Annotated in this window: 22 protein-coding genes; 8 read left to right on the forward strand and 14 right to left on the reverse strand. The window is 50.7% G+C overall.

Annotated features, from left to right (window positions below; genetic code table 11):
• Positions 1 to 57: 57 nt before the first annotated feature.
• Positions 58 to 7,548 carry a SpvB/TcaC N-terminal domain-containing protein gene (locus tag ABD851_RS11155; RefSeq protein WP_344979217.1) on the forward strand — a complete coding sequence of 2,497 codons (7,491 nt, stop codon included), beginning with the start codon at positions 58 to 60 and terminating at the stop codon, positions 7,546 to 7,548.
• Between the two features lie 117 nt (positions 7,549 to 7,665).
• Positions 7,666 to 8,775 (forward strand): endonuclease/exonuclease/phosphatase family protein, encoded by a 1,110-nt coding sequence (locus tag ABD851_RS11160; protein ID WP_344979219.1) that lies wholly within the window; start codon positions 7,666 to 7,668, stop codon positions 8,773 to 8,775.
• 19 nt (positions 8,776 to 8,794) lie between these two features.
• Here ABD851_RS11160 and ABD851_RS11165 read toward each other — a convergent pair whose 3' ends face one another.
• The gene (locus tag ABD851_RS11165; RefSeq protein ID WP_344979221.1) at positions 8,795 to 9,772 is read right to left on the reverse strand and encodes a glycoside hydrolase family 32 protein; all 978 of its coding nucleotides are present in this window, start codon (positions 9,770 to 9,772) and stop codon (positions 8,795 to 8,797) included.
• 233 nt (positions 9,773 to 10,005) lie between these two features.
• Between ABD851_RS11165 and ABD851_RS11170 the strand changes: the two genes are divergently transcribed.
• On the forward strand, positions 10,006 to 10,413 hold the full coding sequence (locus ABD851_RS11170) for a hypothetical protein (protein ID WP_344979223.1): 408 nt from the start codon (positions 10,006 to 10,008) through the stop codon (positions 10,411 to 10,413).
• A gap of 3 nt (positions 10,414 to 10,416) precedes the next feature.
• Here ABD851_RS11170 and ABD851_RS11175 read toward each other — a convergent pair whose 3' ends face one another.
• Both ABD851_RS11175 and ABD851_RS11180 read right to left on the reverse strand, forming a co-directional pair.
• On the reverse strand, positions 10,417 to 11,475 hold the full coding sequence (locus ABD851_RS11175) for a response regulator (protein WP_344979225.1): 1,059 nt from the start codon (positions 11,473 to 11,475) through the stop codon (positions 10,417 to 10,419).
• Positions 11,476 to 11,484: 9 nt separating this feature from the next.
• A complete protein-coding gene (locus ABD851_RS11180) occupies positions 11,485 to 12,744 on the reverse strand; it encodes a PAS domain-containing sensor histidine kinase (RefSeq protein ID WP_344979227.1) in 1,260 nt (419 codons plus the stop codon).
• Between the two features lie 299 nt (positions 12,745 to 13,043).
• On the opposite strand from ABD851_RS11180, the gene ABD851_RS11185 reads away from it, so the two are divergent.
• Positions 13,044 to 13,358 (forward strand): hypothetical protein, encoded by a 315-nt coding sequence (locus ABD851_RS11185; protein ID WP_344979229.1) that lies wholly within the window; start codon positions 13,044 to 13,046, stop codon positions 13,356 to 13,358.
• Positions 13,359 to 13,511: 153 nt separating this feature from the next.
• Here ABD851_RS11185 and ABD851_RS11190 read toward each other — a convergent pair whose 3' ends face one another.
• Positions 13,512 to 13,709 (reverse strand): hypothetical protein, encoded by a 198-nt coding sequence (locus tag ABD851_RS11190; protein WP_344979230.1) that lies wholly within the window; start codon positions 13,707 to 13,709, stop codon positions 13,512 to 13,514.
• Positions 13,710 to 13,915: 206 nt separating this feature from the next.
• On the opposite strand from ABD851_RS11190, the gene ABD851_RS11195 reads away from it, so the two are divergent.
• Complete coding sequence (locus tag ABD851_RS11195) at positions 13,916 to 14,902, forward strand: NAD(P)-dependent oxidoreductase (RefSeq protein WP_344979232.1); 987 nt, start codon at positions 13,916 to 13,918, stop codon at positions 14,900 to 14,902.
• 2 nt (positions 14,903 to 14,904) lie between these two features.
• Here ABD851_RS11195 and ABD851_RS11200 read toward each other — a convergent pair whose 3' ends face one another.
• The 8 genes from ABD851_RS11200 to ABD851_RS11235 form a co-directional block, all read right to left on the reverse strand.
• A complete protein-coding gene (locus ABD851_RS11200) occupies positions 14,905 to 15,444 on the reverse strand; it encodes a c-type cytochrome (protein ID WP_344979235.1) in 540 nt (179 codons plus the stop codon).
• 69 nt (positions 15,445 to 15,513) lie between these two features.
• Positions 15,514 to 16,161: an SCO family protein gene (locus ABD851_RS11205; RefSeq protein ID WP_344979237.1), complete on the reverse strand. Its 648-nt coding sequence runs from the start codon at positions 16,159 to 16,161 to the stop codon at positions 15,514 to 15,516.
• Positions 16,162 to 16,176: 15 nt separating this feature from the next.
• Positions 16,177 to 17,847 (reverse strand): cbb3-type cytochrome c oxidase subunit I, encoded by a 1,671-nt coding sequence (locus ABD851_RS11210; RefSeq protein ID WP_344979239.1) that lies wholly within the window; start codon positions 17,845 to 17,847, stop codon positions 16,177 to 16,179.
• A gap of 11 nt (positions 17,848 to 17,858) precedes the next feature.
• Positions 17,859 to 18,317 (reverse strand): cupredoxin domain-containing protein, encoded by a 459-nt coding sequence (locus tag ABD851_RS11215; protein WP_344979241.1) that lies wholly within the window; start codon positions 18,315 to 18,317, stop codon positions 17,859 to 17,861.
• 10 nt (positions 18,318 to 18,327) lie between these two features.
• A complete protein-coding gene (locus ABD851_RS11220) occupies positions 18,328 to 18,453 on the reverse strand; it encodes a hypothetical protein (protein WP_344979243.1) in 126 nt (41 codons plus the stop codon).
• Between the two features lie 503 nt (positions 18,454 to 18,956).
• The gene (locus tag ABD851_RS11225; protein WP_344979245.1) at positions 18,957 to 19,550 is read right to left on the reverse strand and encodes a YceI family protein; all 594 of its coding nucleotides are present in this window, start codon (positions 19,548 to 19,550) and stop codon (positions 18,957 to 18,959) included.
• Positions 19,551 to 19,576: 26 nt separating this feature from the next.
• Positions 19,577 to 19,984, reverse strand: coding sequence for a hypothetical protein (locus tag ABD851_RS11230; protein WP_344979247.1), 408 nt, complete (start codon positions 19,982 to 19,984; stop codon positions 19,577 to 19,579).
• Between the two features lie 62 nt (positions 19,985 to 20,046).
• Positions 20,047 to 21,084, reverse strand: coding sequence for a zinc-dependent alcohol dehydrogenase family protein (locus ABD851_RS11235; RefSeq protein WP_344979249.1), 1,038 nt, complete (start codon positions 21,082 to 21,084; stop codon positions 20,047 to 20,049).
• Between the two features lie 297 nt (positions 21,085 to 21,381).
• On the opposite strand from ABD851_RS11235, the gene ABD851_RS11240 reads away from it, so the two are divergent.
• The gene (locus tag ABD851_RS11240) at positions 21,382 to 21,849 is read left to right on the forward strand and encodes a pyridoxamine 5'-phosphate oxidase family protein (RefSeq protein WP_344979251.1); all 468 of its coding nucleotides are present in this window, start codon (positions 21,382 to 21,384) and stop codon (positions 21,847 to 21,849) included.
• Positions 21,850 to 21,948: 99 nt separating this feature from the next.
• On the opposite strand, the gene ABD851_RS11245 is transcribed toward ABD851_RS11240, so the two are convergent.
• Both ABD851_RS11245 and ABD851_RS11250 read right to left on the reverse strand, forming a co-directional pair.
• Positions 21,949 to 22,539 (reverse strand): 5'-methylthioadenosine/S-adenosylhomocysteine nucleosidase family protein, encoded by a 591-nt coding sequence (locus ABD851_RS11245; protein WP_344979253.1) that lies wholly within the window; start codon positions 22,537 to 22,539, stop codon positions 21,949 to 21,951.
• A gap of 120 nt (positions 22,540 to 22,659) precedes the next feature.
• Entirely contained in the window at positions 22,660 to 24,546 is a 1,887-nt protein-coding gene (locus tag ABD851_RS11250) for a beta-N-acetylhexosaminidase (protein WP_344979255.1), read from the reverse strand.
• 383 nt (positions 24,547 to 24,929) lie between these two features.
• On the opposite strand from ABD851_RS11250, the gene ABD851_RS11255 reads away from it, so the two are divergent.
• Both ABD851_RS11255 and ABD851_RS11260 read left to right on the forward strand, forming a co-directional pair.
• Positions 24,930 to 25,367, forward strand: coding sequence for a MarR family winged helix-turn-helix transcriptional regulator (locus ABD851_RS11255; RefSeq protein WP_344979257.1), 438 nt, complete (start codon positions 24,930 to 24,932; stop codon positions 25,365 to 25,367).
• A gap of 7 nt (positions 25,368 to 25,374) precedes the next feature.
• The gene (locus ABD851_RS11260) at positions 25,375 to 25,860 is read left to right on the forward strand and encodes a GNAT family N-acetyltransferase (protein WP_344979259.1); all 486 of its coding nucleotides are present in this window, start codon (positions 25,375 to 25,377) and stop codon (positions 25,858 to 25,860) included.
• Positions 25,861 to 25,926: the final 66 nt, after the last annotated feature.

Raw genomic sequence — 25,926 nt, forward strand, 5'->3', positions numbered from 1 at the left:
CTGCTCAATAAAAAGGGAAAGGCGTATTTTGTGGATCATTTTTCAATCAGTTATCTTATGGAGTCCTCCACCCCTACTTTTCAGAGACCTGCTATTGATTTACCAACCGGAGGAGGATCCATCAAAGGCCTGGGCGATTCCTATCAAGCCTCCGGCTTTAATGGCGCCGGAAGCATGAACATTCCTATACCCCTGCCAGCGGCGCGAGGCCAGTCGCCGCAGTTGGCACTCAGTTACCATAGCGGGAGCGGCAACGGTAGCTTCGGGATGGGATTTGGCATAGGTTTGTCATCCATTACACGAAAGACCAGCAAAGGTATTCCAACTTACGCTGAACATGATGTATTTCTGTTGGACGAAGGCGAACTGGTACCCGTTACGGATGCCGGGGGCAAAACGTATCAGACGGTGCAGGATGAGTGGAGCATTACCCTATATCGACCACGCATTGAAGGCAGTTTTGCACGGATAGAATACCATTGCCAAAACCAAGGAACGGAATCTTACTGGAAGATCGTTTCGGGAAATAATGTAACGACGGTCTATGGACGCGGATCCGCCGCCCGGATAGCCAATCCCGCAGATGCCCGCCAGGTATTCTGCTGGATGCTCGAAGAGATGGTCGACCCGAACGGCAACCGTATACGATATCATTATAAATCCGAGGACGGGGAAGGTGTTCCGCCGGAATTGCTCCGGGAAGGCGCCTGCAACAGCTACCTGGATCACGTGGAATACGGCAACTATTTTCTGGACGAGGAAGAATATTTCGCGTTTCGCGTTCAATTACAGTATTCCGGCTTTGACCCGATAAACCCTACGGCCGCTCCGGGCCCATGGGAGGTTCGTCCCGATCCCTTTTCCACATTCCTAAGCGGATTTGAAGTCCGCAATTACCGGCTATGCAAAGCCATTTTGGTTTATCACCAGTTTCAGGGACAGCATGATAATGCGCCTGTATTGGCTTCTGCCCTACACCTCACCTATACGTGGGATCACGGCACGGATCTGTCCTTTCTCACGCAGGCCACCCAATGGGGCTATCGCATAAACAGCAGGGGCGCTTACGAGTACCGGTCTCTTCCTGCACTCGACCTGCATTACCATAATTTCCAGCCAAACGGACACAGCTTCCGGCATCTCCAGTTGGAGGGAAACACAGCCCTTCCCGATTACCTTTGGAACGGCACTTTCGCTGCCGCTGATCTTTATAGTGAAGGTTTACCCGGCTTCCTGCTTAGCAATGAACAAACCACACTCTACTGGGAGCCCATGGGAGAAGGTATTTACCGTGGCCCCATTGTTCCGGAAGCTTTTCCCTTAAACAAAGACCTGCAGCAGCCGAACATAATGCTCACCGATCTGGAAAGTAATGGCTATAAGTCACTGGTCACCTACCAGCAAGGCATAGCTGGTTATCATGCGGCCAGTCATCAGGGACAGTGGGCGCCCTTCGTCGCCTTCGAAGAGAACGCATTGGAGCTGGCTGAGCCGGAAGCAGCCCATGTCGACCTTACCGGCGACGGGCTGGCCGACCTCGTGATTTTTGACGGCCCTTCGATCCGATGGTATCCCTCTCTTGGCACTAAAGGGCATGGCAAGGCGCATGAATGCATCCTGCCGGCCGGTTTTCCGGCAACTAATAACAACGCAAAAGAAGTGCTGCTCACCTTTGCAGATTTTAACGGGGATGGTTTGGCCGACTATGTTCGCATTGCCAACGGGGAAGTTCAATACTGGCCGGGCAGCGGCTATGGCCACTTTGGCGAAGTCGTTCAGATGCAGGGGGCTCCGATATTCAGCAACGGACTCGATATTGCCCGTTTACACCTGGCCGATATCGATGGTTCCGGAACGAACGACATTATCTATATGGAATACGACAGGGCTGTGATCTGGTTCAACCGGTCAGGCAATGATTTCAGCGCTCCGATGTATATACCCCTTCCCTTTACCTTTGATAATATTAGTGAGGTAAACTTCGTGGACGTGCTCGGCAATGGAACCAACTGCATGATACTTACCCGTATTGAGCCAGAAGTGGAACACCTCTATTACGATTTTTCAGGTGGACACAAATGCTACCTGATGAATAGGGTAGAAAATAACGCGGGGGCACGGCATGAGATCCACTACGGCAGCACCGTTCAGCAATACCTGGCCGACAAGCGCGCCGGGCGGGTTGATGCTTCCCGTCTCTTTTTTCCGGTACAGGTAGTAACCAGACATGTCATAATCGACCAGATATCACATGCCCTGCACGTCTCGAAATATGCATATCACGACGGGTATTTTGACCCCGAAGAACGGGTCTTCCGCGGTTTCGGATTTGTGGAATCCTGGGATACGGATCATTACCAAGCCTTTGAAGCCACTGCCCGGAAGCTGGACTTCACCCCAGATACGCTCAATGAGGAGCTGCACGTATCTCCTGCATATACCAAAAGCTGGTACCATACCGGCGCCTTTGCCAAGTCGGATGTGATCGAGGCACAGTATCGGAAAGATTATTATCAGGGCGACCAAGAAGCCCGGTCGATACCCTCCCATAGCTTTTCCCCTGCCTTCGAACAAGCAGATGCCGAAACCTACCGGCAGGGATACGCGGCGCTGGAAGGCCAGCTGCTGCGACAGGAAGTGTATGGGCTTGACGGATCGGACAAGGAGAACGATCCATTCTCGATCTCGGAAACCCATGTGCACGTACGGCTCGTGCAGCCACGGTACAGCAACCGGTATGCCGTTATTTTTCCCTTTGCTAACGAATCGATCACCTGGAATTACGAGCGCGACCCGGCCGACCCGCAGATCGCTCATTCCTTCGCGTTGGAGACCGACGCCTACGGAAACACCTTGCGCAGCGCCACTGTTAGTTATCCCCGGCGTCCACAGCCGGATAAATGTGTATTCCCTGAGCAGGGAATCACTCATATGGTCCTGAACGAGACGGCTTATGCCACCCTCATTCGCGATGAACCGGACGAGGCACAGCAGCTTCGTACCTGCCGGTGGACGGGCATGGCCTATGAGCATACCACTTACCAGGTTAAAACGGCCGGCTTGCCTGCGGGACAGCTCAGCTTTGAAGAAGTCGCAGACTGGGTGACGAGCGCCCTGCAAAACCCGATACCCTACCACCAGACCTTTGACGAGAATGCCTCCCCGGAGGCACGTCTGTTGGGCCAGGACCGTACTTACTTCTGGAACGAAGACCAAACCAAGGCCGGCGCCCTTGGCGAACTAAGCTATCACAATCTGTCTCATCATGACGAAACAGCCATAGGTACAGCGGAATTCTATACTTCCGTATTTGGGGACAAATTGGATAACGACCTGATGACCAACGACAGCGGGTATGTGCTGCAAGACGGTATGTGGTGGTCGCATAGTCCGGTTACCTTTTACCTCGATCAACCGGAACAATTTTATCTGCCCAGCCAAACCGTCAACACGGCTGCAAAAAAACTGCCGCCCGACTCGCTGACCGGCGTCGGGGAAAACACGCTCTATACTAAAAGCACTATAGCTTACGACCCGTATTACCTCTTCAACACTGCTGTTTCTGCCTGGTTGTCCGATACGATCGAACTGACCACCACCGCTGAGATCGACTACCAGGCCTTGCAGCCCTGGCGGGCGACGGACCCTAATCAAAACATACACGAAGTGCTTTTCGACCCGCTCGGGCAGGTGATCGTTGCCTCTACCTACGGGCAACTGCAGGGAAAGCCCGTGGGCAACAGTCCGGTCTCAGATTACCAGCCTATTGCAGCTACCTTTGAGCAAGTACTGGAAAATCCACAGGTCTACCTGCAACAGGCCAACAATTACTATTATTACGACCTGCATGCATGGACCGAACGCCGGCAGCCCGTGCGGTCAGTCGCCCTGGTTGGGGAAAAATTCAGCTCCCAGCTGACGGAGCAGGAAGAAAACATTATCCAGGTTGCGGTCGCTTATAACGATGGATTTGGGAGGGCCATCGAAGTCAAGCAGAAAGCCGATGCAGGACCGGTGAAGATGATCGGGACGGTGGCCCTCACTCATGAACCTGTTGGTCCCGGCTCTTCGTCCGGGGAGCGGTGGACCGTAAGCGGACGAACGGTATACAACAACAAAGGCCTGCCCGCCCAGCAATATTTGCCCTACTTCTCCGCCACACCGGATTACGAAGACCAGCAGGCAATCGAAATGGAATCGCTGGTCCCTCCCCCATCGGTCATCCAATACGATGCTTTGGACCGGGCGGTCCGCACGGACGACCCCAAGGGTTTTTATTCCCGGGTAAAGTTTACCCCCTGGAAAACAGAGACCTTTGACCCCAACGACACCGTAGCCGGCTCCAGCTACTTTCAAAAAAACTATAACCGCCTCCCGGAACACGAAAAGGATGCCCTGGACAAGGCATTGCGCTGTACCCATACCCCTTCCGTACAGATCATGGACAACTTAGGACGTGTCACACGAAATATCCAGAACAATCTCGGTATCGTGCGGCTGGCGCACCTAAAAAAGCTGGCAACGCAACACCAGACTACCGCGGCGGCGCTGTTCAGCCAGCTGGTGGCGCTCGGCATACTCGACCTCTTGGAGGAAGGCGCTGACGAAGGGGTTTTGAGCGAAGCCACACTCCACTGGAATGAAGACCTCCTGAACCGCATTACCTCGCAGTTCGGCCCGCTCTCTCCCGGCCTGCTGGAACTATTGTACAACGGGCGCATGACTACCCTGCAGGTCTATGATATCCAGGGACGCACCCTGCTCAGCATGGATCCACGGCTGTATTACTATAATCTGATAAAGGGTGATGCACGGTATAATTTCAGATATACCTACAACATGACCGGTGAAACGCTCCATACCCGGAGCTGCGACGCGGGAGAAGCCTGGGTGCTTAACAACCTTTTCGGCCTGCCGGTCTGCAGCTGGGATAACCGCGGCTTCGTCATACACGCCTGTTACGACCGGTTACAGCGGCCTCTGCTCAGACAGGTCATGGGCGGGGACGGTACTTTCTCTCTGAATAATATCACCCAAAAAACGATTTATGGAGAAAGCGATCCTGACGCTATTGAAAATAATCTTATGGGGCAGGCGATCCAATCCTACGATGAAGCCGGTCTCGCTACCGTAAGTGCCTATTCGCTAAACAATCAGCCATTGGCAGTCGTGCAGCAGCTACGTGCCGACTACACGACCGAGGCCAACTGGACTCCGGACGCCTGCGTGGCTGTTGCAAAAGAAGAGCAATTCATCACAGCCACAGAAACCGATGCGCTGGGCCGCCCGATCCGGCAAATAACGCCGGATGGAAATGTCTGCGAGCCCACTTACAACCAGAGCGGATATTTCAAAGCGATGTATGTGGCGCTGGGAAAGGAAGCCCCTCAAGCTATCGTGAACAACGTGGAGTACGATGCCCAGGGCAAGCCGGCACAGATCGACTACGGCAACGATATCAGCACCCGTTATGATTACGAAGTTAGCACACAGCGCCTGATCCGGCTGCGGAGCTACCGCCGTTCAGCGACACCGGATAAGGATGATCTTGTGCAAGACCTGCGTTACTGGTACGACCCGGTAGGTAATGTCAGTACAAAAATAGATCATTCCTGGTCGACCGTATTTAGCGCTAACCAGCAGGTGGATCCGCAGAACAATTATGTTTATGATCCCCTGTATCGCCTTACCCGGGCTACGGGGCGGCAACTGGCCTATACGGGGGCCGTACCGCCGGATGAAAAATGGCTTGTGGATAGGGGTATTGGGTTCCGCACCGCCAATCCCAACGATCCGAACCAGCTGGAAAACTATATCGAACGCTATGCTTATGATCTTGCAGGTAATTTAACCGGACTACAGCACAGCGCCTCGCATAGCTGGAGCTCCCGCCTTACCATCAGTCCGGACAGCAACCGACTGGCAGGCACAGCGTATGACGGCAACGGAAACACCCGCTCCCTCGAGCATTTGCAAAATCTGCGTTGGGATTATCGCAATAACCTTGCTGCTGCAAACATCGTCACCCGGAAAGAGGGGCTGTCAGACGCCGAATATTACCTGTACTCATCCGGCGGCGTTCGCCTGCGCAAAGTAAACGAGCGGCTGGCCGCGAACGGATCGGTAGAAATAACAGACACCCTTTACCTGGGTAATTATGAAAGGAAGACAATAAGCGTCAGGCAGTCGGAAAACACGCCCCCTGCCCTGCTGCAACGCAATACCCTTAAAGTAGACGGTCCTGGAAGCACAGTCTGTCTGATTCATCACTGGCCGGTCGATGTCCGCAACCGCGAAACCAGCCGGGAAGGCCAGCGCCAGTTCCGCTATCAGCTGGACGATACGCAGGGCTCCGTAAGCCTCGAGCTTAACGAGAAAGCACAGCTCATCACCTACGAAGAATATTTTCCTTACGGCAACACCGCCTTTACGGTAGAGAAAAACCAGGTGGAAGTTCAGCTAAAGACCTACCGCTATTCCGGTCAGGAACGAGACGCCACGGGCCTGTATTATTATGGGGCCCGGTACTACCCGCCCTGGCTCTGCCGTTGGCTCAATCCAGATCCGGGCGGTACGATCGATGGACTGAACCTTTTTACTTTTGTAAGCGGGAATCCGGTAACGAAAGTGGATGTGGGGGGTTACGGAGGAAACTCAGCGACAGAAGAGCCGAAGAAGACAGCCAGTGCTAAGCCCCGAAACCAGGCATTAGTTCAGAAAGGGGCCGCAAATAGAAGAGCCGCTAAGCGGAAGTGGACAGCTGTAGCTTCGGAGGGTAGTTCCACTGGTTCCTCCGCCCCTCCTCGTAAAAGGAGGTTTGTTAAAACAGACGATGGTGATGTTTCGGACTCAGACACCGAAGAATTTGATAGACATACGAGCAATCCCCGCAAAAAAAAGAGCGGAAAAAATCTCGTTCCTCAGACGTTTACCCAACACCTGAATGAACGGCGCACAAGGAATGTAACCAAATGGGCGACAAAACGCGGAATTCGACCCGATTCCCCGATACCAAACAATAAGTTCGAAAAAAAAGATCTTGCTCTACATCAAAGCACATTAAAAGATGATGTTAGGAGCATTCATGATAAAATTCCAAAAACAGGCAAGGATGGCAAAACAAACAGGAGTTACGGAGCTACTACTATTGCTACAGCAATAATCAAGGACAATAAAAATGACATCTATAAGAAATACGCTTTCTCTAATACTGAAATAATGGCCGTTGGTCTTCGGGAAAAAGCGGAATCTTTGGGGTATCACGTCATACAAACCGGGCAGTCACACGCAGAAGCAGAATATTATTTATACATGAATTCCAGGAAACATTTTGAGCATATTGATATGGCCGTTGACAAACCCCACTGTGCTGAATGCGTGGAGTATGCTGATCATTTTATAGGTAAAAATTTTCAGACTCAAACCGAAAAATCCAATAAAATATTCACGAATTACCATGGTCTTGCTGAACTTGAGGCTGCCGGAGGTTTCACCAGCCTCATCAGGGATTCAAAAACAGCGGCACGCAAGCCAAGAACAACTGCATAATGAAAAACCTCTTAGATTCCCTTTTCAGCTTTTTTGCTGAAATAAGAAGTTAATGCAGGTTTCATTTTAAGATAATATTACGATAATAATGGCGGCGTAGATTCGGACTATTTAAGCATGCCTTTTTATCAAAATATCAACCCTCAGTCAGCAGAAGGCAAACGCACCATCCGGAACCTCCTCCTGCTCCGGAAAGCGTTAAAAGCACGGATACCGGAAAAACAGGAAGGCAGCCTGCTGATCGCTACCTGGAATATCAGGGAATTTGACACCCCTAAGTATGGCGGCAGGACGGCAGAAGCTTTTTATTATATTGCCGAGATCATCTCCCGCTTTGACATCATTGCGATACAGGAAGTAAAAGAAGATCTATCAGCATTGAAGACCTTGACGGCTATCCTGGGCAGCCATTGGAAATATCTTTTTACCGATGTCACAGCGGGCCGGCAAGGCAACGGTGAGCGGCTGGCCTTTTTACTCGATACCCAAAAAGTACGTTTTGGAGGGTTGGCGGGAGAAATGGTGCTGCCTCCTTTTCAGACAAAAGACCGCAGTACGGGGCAGGTTGTTTATGAGCCTGTCAAACAGCTTGCCAGAACGCCCTACCTCTGTGGCTTCAAAGCCGGATGGACCACTTTCATACTCACTACGGTGCACATCCTCTATGGCAGTGCTGCCGCCAATGATCCTGATCGCCTCGGGGAAATAAAAGAAATAGCGCAGGCCATCGCAAAGAAAGCAACGGACAAATACGAATGGTCCAATAATCTTGTCTTGCTTGGCGACTTCAACATATACAGCCCTGAAGACCAAACCTATCAGGCTATTAAAGCTGCTGGGTTCGTCATACCGGATGCGCTGAAATCTTTGCCCGGATCCAATGTACCGAAGAACAAGTTCTATGATCAGATCGCTTTTAAAGTAAAACCCCGGCGCTTTGACCCTACCGGTAAAGCGGGCATTTTCGACTATTACCAGTATGTATTTACCCTAAATGATGAGCACAGCTATGCGGATCAAATGGGTTCAGCTTATTCAATTACCTCAAAGGGCAGAAAAAAAACAGCGGCTGAGAAAACCCGTTATTACAAAACCTATTGGCGCACCTACCAGATGTCCGATCATCTGCCCATGTGGGTAGAGATCAAGACCGATCATGCCGACGCTTACCTTACTGCAAAGCTTCATTCAGGGAAGGATTCAACAGATGAAACCAGGCACGGCTAATCATGAATCGGGTCCCGCGCTATTCAACAGGCTCCCATTTGAGTTTGGCTATGCGGATTCCGTCCAGCGAAGGGTTTAATGCAACGATATAATAGGCGCCGCCGGAAGATATGATCTCTGGAGCGGCTACAGGCAATGTTCCGATTCGGGAGCTGTCATCACCTATCCCGAAGTTGAGTGGATCGTTAGATGCATATTGGGTATTCAGGTTGTTTTTACCATAAACCTGATTCCTGAAAAGATAATAAGCGCCGGCTTTTCTTACTACAAACGGGCATTCCGCACCTCCCCCAAACCAGTCGGTCTTCTGGTCGGCCGTTCCGCCGGCAGCCACCATGACAGGCTGGCTCCAATGCTTTAGATCGGCAGAGGTGCGGCAAAAATCAGCGGACTTGTATGTTTTACGGACGGTCTTGCCATTTTCCATTACCGTTCCGTCCGGACCGGTATGCCCTGCATAATAGCAATAATACATCCCCTTGTCGTATATGACCATCGGATCCCTGGTGTTATTATATGGTCCTGTAAACAGCGCCGACCGGCCCTGCTCATTCAATACACGGGTAAATCTTTTACCATCGGTGCTACTGGCAAGGCATATGCTGTTCCAGTCTCCGTAAATCATATAAAAAGTATCCTTTGCCCGGAACACAAAGGGCGCCTGCAGCCCGCCTGCGGCTTCCCCCACCGTTGTATCCGCTTCCATGGCTATGCCTCGGGGTTCCCAATCGCTGTCCGTAAGGTTTTTACCTTCCCAATGGTAAAAAAGACGGGTATGTCCCCCGCAGCGGGTATTTCTGATGCAGGACCAGAGCTGCCAGGTGCCGTCTGCAGCCTGCCAGATACCAAAATCAACAGGCTGCTGTTTTTCCGACGTATATTTCCCCATATCCGGATTACCCGCGATCTGCCACCACGGGCCGTCGATCACGGGGCGGGTCAACACATGATGGGTCGGCGAATTCTTACCGCCAAGCATCAAGAGCCCACCTGCCATCAGCAGGCATAATAAGACCTGCCGATAAAGGCAATTACAGAATTGCTTCCCATTTAGCATAGATGGCTTTTCTGTATAAAACTATAAAAACGTCTTAAAAAATCCGGCATTTTATGTTCCTGCCGGGTTGACCATTATCAGTAACGGACCTGACTTCTGTCAAGGGTTCTTCCTGCCAAATATATTCATTTTGTACCTAAATATTGTTTTTATTCATAATTAGAAGACAGTGTATGGAACTGCATATCAGAGTATACAGCCAGGTCAGGGATCTCCAGGAGGATTTCAATGCCAGGTTTCCTTATTTGAGGCTCGAATTTTTCAGATATCCCCATGCAGATAAAAAATTATCGTCCAGGGGTGAAGAAATAGACTCTTCCACGCCGCTGAGCCAGCTCAGCAAGTCTGTGCCGGCAGTGATCGAGGTCAATGAAAAAATGACGGTCAGTCAGACGGAGAAGGAATTTCAGGAGCGGCTGGGCCTGTTCGTACAGGTCCTTCGCAAGTCTGGCAGAATATGGATAGAGACGTCCCTGACCGATCACTGGACCCTCGAGCAGCAGAACAGCGAAGGAGAAAGCATGAGCAGCATGCATGAGCGCCGGAGAGAGCCGGGGGCCGGAGAAAGCAACGGCGACTGAATCTCAATAGGGAAGCGCATTCAGTTTTTTCTCATTGATGACGAATACTTTACCGTTTCTGATCTCGATGAGCCCTTCTGCCTTGAAATCGCTCAGGGTCCTGATGAAAGATTCGGTAGCCACGCCGACGGCATAAGCCATATTTTCCCGGGAGATATCCAGCAGCACGGGCGCGTGTTCGCCCTGCTTGAATTTTTCGCACAGCTGTACAAGACCGAAAGCCACTTTTTTACGCAGGGAATTATAGGCAAGGTTCAGCAGGTTCTCCTCCTGTTCCCGGATATTCCTGGCAATGAGCCGGATAAATGCCCGGGATACCTGTATATCATTCGAGATCAGGTTGATGAAGTCCTCGGCGGGTATAAGCATGAGCTCGGCATCCTCGAGGATCGCTGCGTTGTCCTTGTAATTTACGCCCTCCAGTATGGGAGAATAACCCAGGAAATCCCCCGGCCCGTATATCTTTGTAATAAGTTCCTTGCCGTCTTCATTTACTCTGTAGGTCTTTATCTTTCCGCCGATCACATAATAGACTGCTTTAGGACGCTGCCCCTCCGCATAAAGGGCATGCTTTTTCTTATATTCACATACTTCCCTTTCTTCGGAGGTGAGCGGGATACTGGCTGCCGCTCCCGCCTGACGAATGAACTGGTTTATGCCTTCGGCATTTTCCCTGAACTCCTGCCTGATGCTTGCGATCTTTTTCAGACGGGACTCCACGGCCGAGAGCAGCTCGATGCCATCAAAGGGCTTCGTGATATAATCGTCGGCGCCCATTTCCATTCCCTTCCTGAAGTCCCCGCGTTCCGACTTGGCCGTGAGGAAGATAAACGGCTTACCGGCCGTTTCCTTGTGCCTGTTCAGGAGGTGTAGCACGCCATAACCGTCCAGCACCGGCATCATGATATCGCAGATGATCAGGTCCGGGGCTTCGTTCAGGGCTTTCTCCGCTCCGGCTTTCCCGTTCTCGGCCGTAATCACCTCATAATCGGAGAGCCGGAGGATTTCCGCAATGTTTTCCCTTACTTCCTTATTGTCCTCGATGACCAGTATCTTTTTCATATTGAAGTATTATATCCGTGGCAGGTAAATGGTAAAGCAGGAGCCTTCGTTCAGCACGCTTTGTATTTCCATCCGTCCGTTAAGCAGTTCCAGGTATTTGCTGATAATATGAAGCCCCAGTCCCGTCCCCTGCACATGCGCCGCATTTCCGGCCCTGAAGAACCGGTCGGACAGGTGCTTCAGGTCTTCCCGTGAAATGCCGATGCCCTGGTCTTTTACGGCAACCGACAGCTCCTTTTCAGTAGCCCTGCACAGGATGCTGATGGTGGTACCTTCTCCCGAGAACTTGATGGCATTGGATACCAGGTTGATGAGGATGTTCTTGATAATTTCGGCATCGGTAGTTATCCCTACCCCGATATCAAATTCGAAGGTAATGTGCTGCCCCTCTTTCAGTAGCTGTTCCATGTCGGTCAGGATATTCCGGATCAGCTCCCCTATTTCTGCAGCGCTCAGTTCCTGCCGGGTACTTTGTATCCTGCCTTCTTCCAGCTTTCCCATGGACAGAAAATCATCCAGGATGCCTTTGAGGCCCAGCACAGAGCTTTTTATCCGCTGGATATGCTTCGTGCGCTGTCCGGCCGCATCCATGTCGTTGTATTTCTCCAGCAGAAATGCCGACGAAAGTATAGTGCTCAGGGGAGTGCGGAACTCATGCGAGGCCAGGGTCACAAACCGGGACTTCAGCTCGCCGATATGCTTCTCGTTTTCCAGCGCCTCGCTCAGCTCCTCCCGTGATCTTTCCAGCTCCGCCATGGTTTCCCGGAGCATCTGGGTGCGGGCCTCTACTTTCTGTTCCAGCTGTACGTTCAGCTGCTTTATTTCTGCAGTTATCCTTTCCAGCGCTTTCTTTTGCTGCAGCACAACGGCTTCGCTCTCCTTGCGTACGGTGATGTCTATGACGAATGCGATGACGCGGATCTCGCCGTTGACCGTATAAGGGCTGAGGCTTACCTCTACGGGAAATGTCCTGCCGTCTTTCTTCAGCCCGAACAGGTCTCTCCCTTCTCCCATACGCCTGGGCTCAGGCTGCTGGTGGAAATGGCGCCGTTCGTTTATATGCGAGGAACGGTACTCCCTGGGAATAAGCATTTCCACTTTTTCCCCGTACACTTCATCCGATGTGTAGCCGAACTGGGTTTCCGCATATTTGTTGAAATTGACGATGGTGCCTTTATGATCTGTGATGAGGATGCCTATGGTGGCATAGTTGAACACAGCGCCAAACTGCTGGAGGCTGTTTGCGTCATTCACTGCAGAATCTGTCATTTGAGGAGGCATCGCGGCTTTTTTATCATGAGCAGGGCGTCGGTCATACGGTCGGGGCGGCTGCGACAGTACAAAAGATGCCTGAGCTAATATAAACAAAATTAATCACAACAATAAAATTCGGGAGTATGGGATCGTCCTTATATGATAAGGATCATGTCTGAAGGAGATGCAGGTCATGAATGCCCTGGGCATACGCGCTTACCTTTGGGGAGACGCGGGTCCCGGGTATCCGAAGATGATCACAGACCGCCGGCGCCCTCCGGAAAAAGCTTCTTTAACTTGCCAAAGCCAAAAACATGCAGGAAAAAATCGGATTGTATTTCCAGCTGGAGATCGAAGATCCCAGGGCTTCTCTCTCCCTGGTAAAGCTGGCGCTGGACAGACTCTCACAGCTGAAGAAGGGAGATATGCAGGTGGAATATTTTGAGCTGCGGCTCCACCGGATTGCCGGCCGGCAAAAAGACAAGCAGGCCTATATCAAGCTGGACGGGGAGGGGCATACCTACATTGACCTGGATACTTCCTCCAGATGGGATGATGCCTTTATGAATGCGTTCGACAGAATCCGGGACCGCTTCCGGTCTGAAGAAACAATGGCGGCGGGCGGATAATGATGAAAAATCCATATTTTGCGATAGATGGAAAAATACCCGTGCCGATAATGGATGTGCCAGAGACCATGGAGACCGCGGTGCTTGTGCCCTCCGGCTTAGTTACCTTTCTCCGTTTTTATTCCCCCGGCAGGCGCGGCGCCGTGCCTGCCGTCATTCCCTCCTTCCGGGTGTATAGCTGCAGTTTCCGGCGGCGCAGCCGAAATTAAACAGCGCCATTGCAGCAAAATAGGCGCCCAGTATTGCGCCCAGCCACTGCCGCTCCAAAACGGCGTAGACCGCTATTCCGACACCTACCAGGAAATACAGCGATCTCCGTATATTCCAGCCGTATAATATCCGCTCTTTCATGATTGTTGTTTTATCTGTGATGAATGCGCTATGCCTAAACCATCCCTGACATTTGTTCCCGGGAATAGTACGCAGCAATAATAATACAAATTTAAGGGTTCCGCCCTGACGAATGTCAGGTCAGCCCCTGTTGCCGGTCAGGTAATATTTGTATCAACAACCGGATCTTTGAAGATGCAGTGACCGTTCAGTAAAACAATAAAATAATGAAAGTCGTATTTTTCAATGCGTTCTCCTATGACCGGTCTTGTTTTGACTGCGGATCGGGACATGAGTTTATCTTTGTCAGGGAAAGGTTGGACGAAGTAAGCGCCGGGAAGACCGCCGGCAGTGAAGCGGTGTGTGTGTCGCCGGATGACATTCTCAATGATGCGGTGCTGAAAAAATTGTCCGCCATGCAGGTAAAGCTTGTCATGGTCCGGTCTTCGGGTTTCGACAATGTGGATTTTAAGGCGGCGGCGGAGTACGGGCTGACAGTCAAATGGCTGCCGGGATACTCGCCGCATGCCATAGCCGAGCATGCGGCGGCCCTGCTCCTGGCACTGAACAGAAAGGTTCATCTGGCATTTGAGCGGGTGAAGAAAGGTGATTTTTCCATAGAAGGGCTCCTGGGGTTTAATCTGTACGGGAAAACGGCCGGCATCATCGGCATGGGGAGAATAGGCTGTGTATTGTCCGAAATAATGAAAGGGTTCGGATGTACCGTACTGGCCCATGATGCGGAAAGGAAAACGGTCTCCGGCGGACCGGATGTAAGGTATGTCTCCTTACGGGAGCTGCTGGAGCAATCGGATATCATAAGCCTGCATTGCTCCCTTAACGGCTCTACAGATCGTATGATCAACGAAGTTACCCTGAGGTCGGTAAAGACCGGCACTTTGCTGATCAATACAGCCCGTGGCAGGCTGGTAGATACCCGGGCCGTGCTGGAAGCGCTAAAGACCGGCCGGCTTGGCGGTTACGGTGCAGATGTATATGAACATGAAAACATGCTTTCCCATCATCCGTCCCAAACTTTGGACGAGATCGGGGATCCCCTGTTAAAGGAGCTCATCAATACGCCTGGTGTGCTGCTTACTCCCCACCAGGCATTTCTCACGAGGGAGTCCATGAATCAGCTCTCCCATACCATCATCAATGAGCTTACATTTTATGAGGGAGTTCACCGCGGAACGGGCAGGCTCATTATATAAGACTATTCCCTACCTGATCCCTTTTTCTGAAGATCGCTTGCTTTCACGGCCATCAGCAGTACCATGATCAGTACCGGTATCATAAAAAGATAGACCAGAAAGGCAGGATCAGTAAAAGACAAAGGAAGATAGCCGGGCCGCGCCACTGCAGGCCTGGCAAAGGGAGCCTGGTCTGCTCCCTTATCTGCTGCAGCAGATCTGATATAGCTCAGAATGCCCCTGACCTGGTCGTCGCTCAGGTCCGGATGGTCCGGCATCACCAGCTGGAACTGGTTGAATAAGGTAACTGCTTCCTTGTTTCCGCTTTTTACCATTCCCTGCGACGATTTCACGAACTGTATGATCCAGGCTTCGGAATGCCTTTGTTCCACACCGGCAAGGGCCGGACCAATAAGCTGCCTGTTGACGCTGTGACAGGAGGCACATCGGGCCTGGAACAGGGCTTTCCCTTCATCAGCCGAAGGATCGCCGGCCCGCGTAAGTCCTGCCGTAAAGGTCAGTAAGAGGGCTATTGCCGCCACCGAGATTTTCTTGTTTATCATCTGTAACTGCGTTTTAAATATATTGTGATAGGCTCCGGTATTTTCGTTTCCCCTGCTGTGGGGAATGCATCAGTTGTGCCCGTTCTCGGCCTCTAACTTTTGTATGTCTGAGATCAGCTGATCCATTTCTCCAGGCACTATGCCGCTGTAGTAGCCGCGGATATTCCCGTGTGCATCCATCAGTACCACCTTATCGCTGTGTATGAAATCATAGGCTCCTCCGTCTCCTTCCGCGGCATCTACCCGGAATCCGGTTCTTGCCAACCGGTATATCTTTCTTTTTTCTCCCGTGATCAGCTCCCATTGCGGGGTACGGGCTCCCAGATGCTTCGCATAGCCTGCCAGCCTGGCTTGGTCATCATATTCCGGATCTACGGTGAATGAGAGGAAATGAACTTCAGGGTCCTGCCTGTAAGCCTCAGCCGCCTTACCCAGTCCCGCCATCATCCTGGGACAGATGCTTATGCAACGGCTGAAGAAGAAATTCACGACCAGTATTTTCCCGGGAAAGGATCTGAGGGATACGCTGCGGCCCAGCTGGTCGGTAAACCGGTAATTGCTCACCAGTGACGTGTCGCCGCCGTTGTCCCATCCTTCCGGCCGGCTGAATGTGCTGAGCGGCTCCCGGCGGTGCACAAGATAATATGCCGCCACTGGAGTAACCAGCACGATCAGCAGCCACAGTATAACGGTACGTTTTCTTAATCCGGTTCTCATTGCGTTTATCGTTTTTCAGCGGCCGGGAAGCGGGTTGCCCGGTAAATGCGGCGGGGCCCCGGGGCCGGTGTAGCGGATAACATCCATCAAAGCCGGTATATAGGCCACGGCGATAATAAACAGCATGACCACTAACCAGGGCCGGAATGAATTCAGCAGGGGAACCAGCGGCTCGTCGTGATAAGCCCGGGATTCCGGGAAGGTAAGCCCCGCAACGGTCCTCCGCCTGTTGAAAAAGGTTCCGAAGAATACGATGAAGTACAGTACAGATGCCACGAACATCAGGATGCCGCCGGCAGCTGCGAGCGTGGTGCTCGGCACCCATTGCGGGTGGAACAGGCTGCTTTTCGGATTCAGGTAGGTAAGTCCCATGTTGGTACGCCGGGGCTCGCCCATAAGGCCGCCCCACATCAGCCCGGTGGAAAAAATGAGCACGCCGATCATCCACAGGTAAGGCACGATGGTATTTATTGCGGGCAGGAATACCTTTTTCCCTTTCAGCACCGATATCAGATGAAGGCTCATGCTGAGAATAGCCAGAAATACGGGACCGGCTACCGTCATATGAAAGTGGCCCGGCAGCCAGGCGGTATTGTGCACGACGCCGTTCAGCGAATAAGAGGCATTCACGATGCCGGTCAGTCCCCCGGGGATAAAGAGGATGAGCCCGCAGATCATGTACCCGAAAAGATAACGGTCTTTGTCAAAGAAGGGCAGCTTCCCTATCCATCCGAATAACCCGCTACCGCCTCTTTTTCGGCCGGCATATTCGAGCGAGGCCGACAGCGTGAAGGCGGTCAGGAAGCTGGGCACCGCTACGCCGAAGGTAAGCAGCGACTGGGTAAGCTTGGAGCTTCCCCCTATGCCCGGGTCGCTGAACTGGTGGTGTACCCCCACCGGCACGGAGAACAGCAGGAAGATGAAAAACGCGATCCGCCCCACCATATCAGAGTACAGCTTCCCCCCTGCCAGTGCGGGAAGCATGGTATAGAACATGACATAAGCCGGCAGCAGCCAGAAATATACCAGGGCATGGCCGAAGAACCAGAACAGGGTCCTGGACAGGGTCACGTTTACCGTGGGCGCCCATCCCAGCGCCCAGGGGAGCAGCAATACCAGCACTTCGTAAGCAACTGCCAGCGTGCAGACAAACCAGATGATGAAGTTGACAAGCGTGCCCAGCACGGCGAGCGGGATCTTCCGTCCGGGATTTTCCCGCTTCCATTTTTTGTACAGGTAGAGCCAGTCGAATAAGGGGATCCAGGAGCCTGCGATCAGCAGCGCCGTGCCCAGATAAAAGAGCGGATGTGCCTTCAGCGGCGGATAAAAGGTGTACAGGACGGAAGCTTTCCCGGACAGCATAGCCCAGGCAGCCATCAGCGTGCCGCCGGTCATCATCGCCAGGGATGTCCATCCGGCCCTGCGGCCCGGCTCCTTTTTGAGAAAGAAAGCCATGGTGGCATGCCCGAAAGCCACGGCAAAGAAGGTGGTCAGCACAATGGCGTTGATGACCCCGTGCAGGGTCAGCCCCTGGTAATAGTCCAGCCTGGCGGTGGATGCCCGATGGATCATGCCCGCGCGGTAAAGTGTCTGCATCAGACCGTGGTATATGCCGATGACAAGCAGCGTTACGGGAACGAGAAGCTCGATGAGAATAATGCTTTTCAGGGAACGGCTTATCTGCATTTCAAAAAATTTTATGGCTGGGGATGTAAGAAATTGACAATGACTTCTGCCTGCATGGCCTGGTGCCCCGTGCCACAGTATTCATGACAGGTGATCTTGTAAACGCCCGGTTGTTCAAACCGGACGGTAGTCTTGGTGATGCTGCCGTATTCGGCCATCATGTTCACATCCTTTTCCGCGATGTAGAACCCATGGACCACATCCAGGGAGGTGACATAAAAGTCTACCCGGCTCCCCGCCGGTATGTAGATCTCCGCGGGCTCAAAGGCCCACATCCGGGCCACCGAAAAGACCTGATAGGTGCTGTCGTCAATCTTGTTTATCCGGGGACGCGTATAGCTTTTATCAAAAGGCACGCATTCCGGCACGTCGCTCTTCCGGTGCCCCATGGCATAGAGAATGCAGAATATGAATACCATGATCGCGATCCCGGTAAGCACAAGCACCTTTGTTTCGAATTTGTCGATCATAGCGGCCGTTTTATATCCTGTTCAGCATAATAATATAGATGAAGAACCATATAGCGATACCCAGCAGCAGCAACAGGACGAAAAACGCCATACTACCTTTGGGAACGAATTTTTCTTCCCGATCCTTTCCGGACATGGTCAAGCAGTTTAATAGTTCAGATATGACGGATCAATCTTTTTTTCCCGTCCTGCAATTTACGCACCTGCCGCAGGGGATCCTGCAAGACTCAGGGAGGCGCTCCTTGTCCCGGCTGCCGCGGGCCTCCTCCGTTTTTTCCTCATCCGCCTCAGGCGGAGCGGGGTTGTCTGCGGGCCGGATATCTTTTCCCGGAATAATATGATGTCTTCCCGCGGGGGACGCTCCTTCCTGATGTTTGGCGGGCATTGCTGATTATTTGACGGTTCAAAAATATAATCCGTACCCTCCTGTGCTGTTGATTCCGGTCAGACAGGAATATGATTATGGTCATCAGAAAGCCGTTCTGTTCCGGGGGAGCTTTTCGGGCATATCCAAAACCCTACCGAGGCTTCCGTCATAACGCCGTGGAGCCTGCCATCGGACGAGATGTCTGCGGAAGAAAAATGGATGTACTACACATACCTTTAGCCCGTTAAAGGGACGGTGCTTATGAACTGAGTTTAATAATAATCGTTCGCTATGAAAAGACCCCTGAATTGGATGGTGATATCTTCTGTTACTTTCAGCATCCCGAACAATGCAGCGGGTGGATCGATCCCGTAGTCGAGCATGTTGATCTGGCATGAACCTTCGGCAACTATCCTGCGGCGGCCGGTTGTGAACAGCTTGACCCGGATTTGGACCGGTCTGGTCACCCCGGCTATACTGAGATTTCCAGATGCAGTAACCGCATAACCGTTGGCATAAGCCAGAACCGATCTCAGGGGCGTGGTAAGCGCGAACTCGATAACGGGATATTTTTCTGATTTTAGCGCCTTATGGGTCTTTTCGTCCATAACCGACCCTTTCTTACTTTTGATTGATTGTACAACCATGACCAGGCTGGAGGCATTCAGATCGAAGCTTCCGTCATTATTCCAACTTATACTCGCTCCTCCGGAGGCTTTCTGTACTGATTCTGTCCAATCACGTATATTTGAGCTTCCATGGATCTTGATGACATGGTCTTCAAAAAGCGAATAATTATATTGTCCGCAGGCGCAATACCCGCTCAACAGAAAGACCGCCCCTATCATATTGGTAACGATGTTCATCATTTTATTTTTTAATAGTGACAACCTTATGGATTTGTCTTTTCAAATATCATCCCTGAAATACCCCCTTGCAGGAGGCCGAATATGAACCAGGTGGAGAGAAGAGGTAGCGATACGCTCATCGCACTATATACCATCCATAATGAAGGAAGGGAAGCAATCAACGCATAGACCACTCCGAACTCTATTCCTCGTGTAATAAACGAGCCGGTAAGTATGGATTTGAACCGGTTCCAGAACCAGGATAGGACTATACCTGTCACAAAGGGATGTGTATAGTAGACCATATACCTCCCGGACCTGTCGTTAAATGCCGGGCCAAAATATTGCATGGAGAGATCGGGGAACAGCCAGACCGACAGGTACAATCCCGATATGCTCAATGCCAGCAATGCAATGCCGGCGACAAGACCGGAAATAATAATCCTTTTCATGGAAATCATGTTTGAATGATCTTACGGATTGTTTCCTGGAAACACAGGCTGAGGAGGCTGACTCACTGCTCCAGTATCACTTTCAGGGCATGCTCTTTGGCTGCATTCCCGAATGTGTCATAAGCCTTTAATATGTCGCCAAGCTTGAACCGGTGTGTGATCAGCTGTTTCGGATTGAGCTTGTGTGATAATACCGTTTTGAAAAGCATAGGGGTGGTGACGGTATCCACAAGACGTGTGGTGATGGTAATGTTCCGGTCCCACAGCGTTTCCATATGCAGTTCCACGGGCTTCCCGTGCACGCCTATGTTGGCAATACGTCCGCCAGGAGCTATAATGGATTCGCACAGGCCAAAAGTGGCGGGAGTCCCTACCGCTTCGATAGCCACGTCCACGCCCTTCTGCCCTGTCAGCTCAAGAACGCGTTTTACCGGATCCTCCTGTTTGCTGTTGATGATATTGCTGGCCCCGAATACTTTTGCAGTAGACAGGCGGTTGTCATCCATATCTATCATAATAATAACGGCTGGCGTATAGAACTGCACCGTCAGCAAGGCCGCCAGACCCACCGGCCCTGCTCCTACTATGGCTACTGCATCACCCGGTTTTACCTGGCCGTTTAATACACCGCATTCGAATCCCGTCGGCAGGATGTCGCTCAGCATCACCAGCGCTTCCTCGTCGGATCCGGGAGGCACCGGATAGAGGCTGGTATCCGCATACGGTATCCTGACATATTCGGCCTGGGTTCCGTCGATCAGGTTACCCAGTATCCATCCGCCATTTTCGCAATGTGAATACATGCCTTTTTTGCAATACGTACATTTACCGCAGGAGGTGATGCAGGATATCAGGACCTGGTCTCCTTTTTTGAATCCGGACACCCCGCTGCCGGTTTCTTCGATTACGCCGACGCCTTCGTGCCCCAGTATCCTGCCCTCGGTTACGGTCGGGACGTCGCCTTTGAGGATGTGCAGGTCGGTGCCGCAGATGGTCGTCTTGCTGATCCTGACGATTACATCTGCAGGATCCTTGATGACAGGTCTGGGCCTTTCTTCCCAGGATTTCTTTCCGGGGCCGTGATAAACCAATGCTTTCATGAGATATGCTTTTTGTGAACAGATATGATAAATGCTTTCAGCCACAAATCTCCGTCCGGCAGAGAAAGAAAATAATGAGGAATATTATGACGACAGGTGATCCTGGTCTGCAGAGCGACTGATACGGGTCAGGAAAGATGAGATCCGGTCTGCGGTGCTTCAGGGTTTGGGGCAAGACGCTGACCGGAGGGCATTGCATGACGAGCCTCAGGATGCCGATTGACGGCCGTCAGCATGTAGTACAGATGATTCAGGAATTTTGCTTCATATAAAGAAACCACACCAAATCATTCAATTATGCTTGGCATCTTAAACAAAGACGAGATCACCCATCTGCTTGAAAAGAATGCGGTGGGACGCATCGGTTGCTCCGATGGGCTGATCATGCAAATTATTCCGGTCACCTATCTTTACGACGGGAAGTATATCATTATTCACTCCAAAGAAGGATTGAAGATCCGGGTTATGCGGGAGCATCCCAATGTCTGCTTTGAGGTGGATGAGGTGGAAAATCTTTCCAACTGGAAAAGCGTCATCGTATGGGGCAAGTATGAAGAGATCACGGACAAAAGGGAAAGATACTATGCGCTTGACAGGTTGATCAGAAAGATAAACAAGGAGAAGATAAGCGAGACGGCTGCGCCTGAAGGGTTCCTTTCCGGAAAAAACAATATTCAGCTGGCGGACGATCCTAAATCTGTGGTGTATAGAATAAGGGTGGATAAGATATCAGGAAGATTTGAACGAAGGGATCAGCCATTATGATAAGAATGCTGAACGAAGGAAAGGCTGGACCCTGCCACCAAAAGGCAATTAAGCGAGGAGATTGTAAGGGAGCGAAAGATACCGGTGAGCCGAGCCGGATCATTTCCCGTCCAGACCCAATGTCTTGCCATATGCCATAGCAGCTTTATGCACCTGTACAGTCCAGTCTTCCGCTGCATTACCATCGGCGCCATCCGAAATATATTTGAGGCAAAGAAACGGGATGCCTTCCTTCAGGGCAATCATCGCCAAAGCATACGCTTCCATGTCCACAACATGATAGACCATTGTGGAATGATCCGTTTCAAAATTATCTCCCGTCCCGCAAATGCATTCCTGCACACCCTCCATGGCTAAGCCGTATTCAAGAATGGGAGGCAACCCGGATAAAGGCGTCTCGTACTGCCCGTAACCCAGGCCGCTGACGTCCATATCCCTTTGTACAAATTTTGTGCAGCAAACCACATCACCCTTCCGGAAGTAACTGCTCCCTGCCGATCCCAGATTCACAATCAACGAAGGCCTCTTATTGTGTATCGCCTTCGATAGCGTGTAAGCCGCATTCACCTTACCAATCCCGGTTATTAAACTATTATATTCTTTAAAAACTTCGGCAGCTTCAGATGCCAATGCAAAAGAGAACAATACGCTTTCTACAGGGAATGAATATTTTTGATTTATTCTTATCATATGTCTTTTTAGAATTCTTACATGCAAAGATGTCTCTTTTGCAGCAAATAGAGCTCAGGCAACCGTCCTTGGTGATAAGCTCACTTCCGTTGTCTGTATGTATTCTTTGCAGTACGCCTATCAGGGTTTAGGTTTCAAATCCGCCAGCGGTAAGTTCACCTGACGCCCCACCTGCTTTCCGTGCGCATAAGAAACCACCCGGATTTCGGAAGCCCCTTGGGGTATGTGGATCGGATTGCCGGTGTACTCCGGATAGAAGGGATCAGGGTTCGTGCCGTCAAAGCTGTAATACAGTTTCAGCCCGGGAACCTCTGTGGACAACGCCACCTGCACGGAATCAGTGGATCCGCTGACGCTATAGATACGTGGATTAAAGGCACTGGTAGCATATTTAACCTGATCGCGATCCAGGTAAGCAAACTGTGCCGTCATCCGCTGGGTAAAGTCAACCCAGTTCCGTTTCCGGGCAGGCGACCAGAATACTTCCGACAAAGCAAGGGCCCGGGGCCAGGTCATGTATTCGGCATGACGCGGATTGGGCACATTCTCTGCCCAAAGGTTCCCCTGCCCTCCTAATATATAACTCGAATCCACACCTTCCGGCACCGGATTGAACTGATAACAGGTACTCAACAACAACTGCCCTCCGCCGGCGGGCTCTCCAGCCGGGTCGCCCTGCAGATAATCGAGGTAACAGAATCCCGTTGGCGTCATCACCACATGGTGCCCCTGCTTGGCAGCTTCGATTCCTCCGGCTATTCCTCTCCAGCTCATCACCGTGGCATCTGGTGGCAATCCGCCTTCCAGAATCTCATCCCAGCCCAGCATCGATTTTCCTTTCGCATGGATCAGCTTTTCCAGGCGCGACTCAAAAAAGCTCTGCAAACCTGCGGCTGCAGTAATACCCTCCTTCTTCATCAAAGCCTGATCCCGGGGATCCTTCATCCAAAAGCTCCGGTTGGCCTCATCGCCGCCTACGTGAATATATTTACCGGGAAATAGCGCGGCTACCTGGGTAAATATCTTATCGAGCATCAGCCAGGTAGAGTCATTGGCTACACAAAGCACGTTGTCTACCCCGGGCTCTGCATACTGGGGCGGCACCTGGTAGGGTAATCCGGTACAGGAAAGGTTCGGATAAGCCGCGATCAGGGCCAGGCTATGAGCCGGCACATCAATCTCAGGTACGATGGTCACAAACCGGCTGCGGGCATATTCTACAATATCTTTGATATCCTGGGTAGTGTAATATCCGCCATCGCTGGCTTTCTCGCCGGGCGCCGCCCAGGTGAACGATCCCCAACGACCGGTACGCGGCACCCGCCATGCCCCAACTTGGGTAAGGCGGGGCAAGCCAGGAATTTCTATACGCCATCCGTTATCATCGGTCAGGTGCCAATGAAATACGTTGTATTTGTACCGGGCCATCTCATCAATGTATTTCTTTACGAATTCCTTGGAAAAGAAATGCCGGCTCACGTCCAGCATCAGCCCTCTCCATCCGAAACGCGGATAATCCATGATGGATACGCCCGGAACAGTCCAGGGAGCTGTTTGGGCGGTACCGGCAGCGACCGCATCCTGCGAAGCCGGCAGCAGCTGCAACAGCGTTTGCAACCCATAAAAAAGTCCGACCGGCTGGTTCGCCGTAATCAAAATCTTATCAGCAGAAACATCCAGCCGGTACCCTTCGGTACCCAGCACCTTCTCTGGCGATTTGTTCAATTGGAAAACGATTCCCCGGGAAGCACTTGTCCCGGTCTTTATCTGAAGCGGATAACCCGTAAGCTTGCCCAACAGCCCTGCCGACATGGTGGCCACGCGCCTGGCACCAGTATCCGCCACGATAATCGCGGTGGCCCGGGCGATTTGAAATCCACCTGGCCACTCCGCAATGGAGACTGGCTCCGGCACTACGTGAAAGGAAGAAGATACGGCTGCCTGCTGGCTGAATGCGGATTGAAAGACAAGTACCAGACATAGGCAGAACGTTAATTTTCGCAGCATACTTTTTGTTTAAATGAATACTATTTCAAAAACCGTATATTTTTAAAAATAAGAAAATCAGGAAATATCAACCCCGATTTTTATCGTTTATATAATTATTAAAATAATATCATAGATTATCTAATACCAATTGCCCACTTCACTTTTCCCATACCGTTCCAGGAAACAGCTATTTCATGTCCCCCGTCATTTAACAGCCGGTCACCACCCGTCCTTATCCAGCTTTTGATAACCCAGCTATTCATCAAATAAGATGGGTGATATCTGATAAATCCATGCGAATTCATTCTGCTCTTATTACTGGAACTAAGTTCTTTAAATAAATTGAATCCATATATTTATAACTACTTGCCTAAAGCAAGTATTTTTCATAAATTTGCAATATGCAAAAAGAGACGATAGATAAAATCAGAGCATTCAATCGGTTTTATACGGGCATTATAGGTGTAATAGATGATCATATTTTAGATAGCCCGTATTCTCTTTCAGAAGTAAGGGTTATGTTTGAAATCTATCATAATTCAAATATTACGGCAAGACAAATCAGAGATATTTTACAGGTCGACGAGGGTTATTTAAGCCGGCTGATTGCCAAACAGGAGAGGCAAGCCATTATTCAGAAAAAAAGATCATCTATCGATAAGAGAATTACCTTTTTAACACTCACTAAAAAGGGAGAGAAAATATTTTTAAAACTTAATGAAAAGTCTTCCAAAAGTATTTCTGTTGTTTTTAGTCATCTTAATAAAAAAGAGCAAAAAGAATTGACCGAACACTTTGAAAGAATTAAGATATTATTGACTCAAAAGAAAATTAAATAAAATTAACTTGAAAGACATACAAATAAGAACCCATATAAATCCGGGCGACTTGGGCTTTGTAGTGTACCGGCACGGCGTATTATACAGCGAGGAGTATAATTATGGAGTGTCGTTCGAAACGTATGTTGGTGCAGGATTATACGAATTTTATAAGAACTTTAATCCAAGGTTAGATAGCGTTTGGATTTGTGAACTTGATAATAAAATTGTAGGATTCTTGTTATTGATGCATCGTGAAAATAACGCCGCGCAGCTTCGCTATTTTTATTTTGAGCCTGAATGTCGAGGTATGGGCTTGGGGAACAAGCTGATGCAATTATTTCTTGATTTTGCTAAAGAATGTGGATATAGATCGGCTTATTTATGGACTACTAACGAATTAGTAGCAGCCCACCACTTGTATAAAAAATTCGGTTTTACATTGACCGAGGAAAAAACCTCTCATGAATTTGGTAAACCGCTTGTTGAGCAACGATATGACCTCATCTTATAAAAATCAACTACTTACATCTCTTCAGAGGCACTAAAGTACCCAGAAAATATATGTCGCTTCGCTTGC

The sequence above is a fragment of the Compostibacter hankyongensis genome (genome assembly GCF_039541075.1).
Taxonomy (GTDB): Bacteria; Bacteroidota; Bacteroidia; order Chitinophagales; family Chitinophagaceae; genus Compostibacter; species Compostibacter hankyongensis.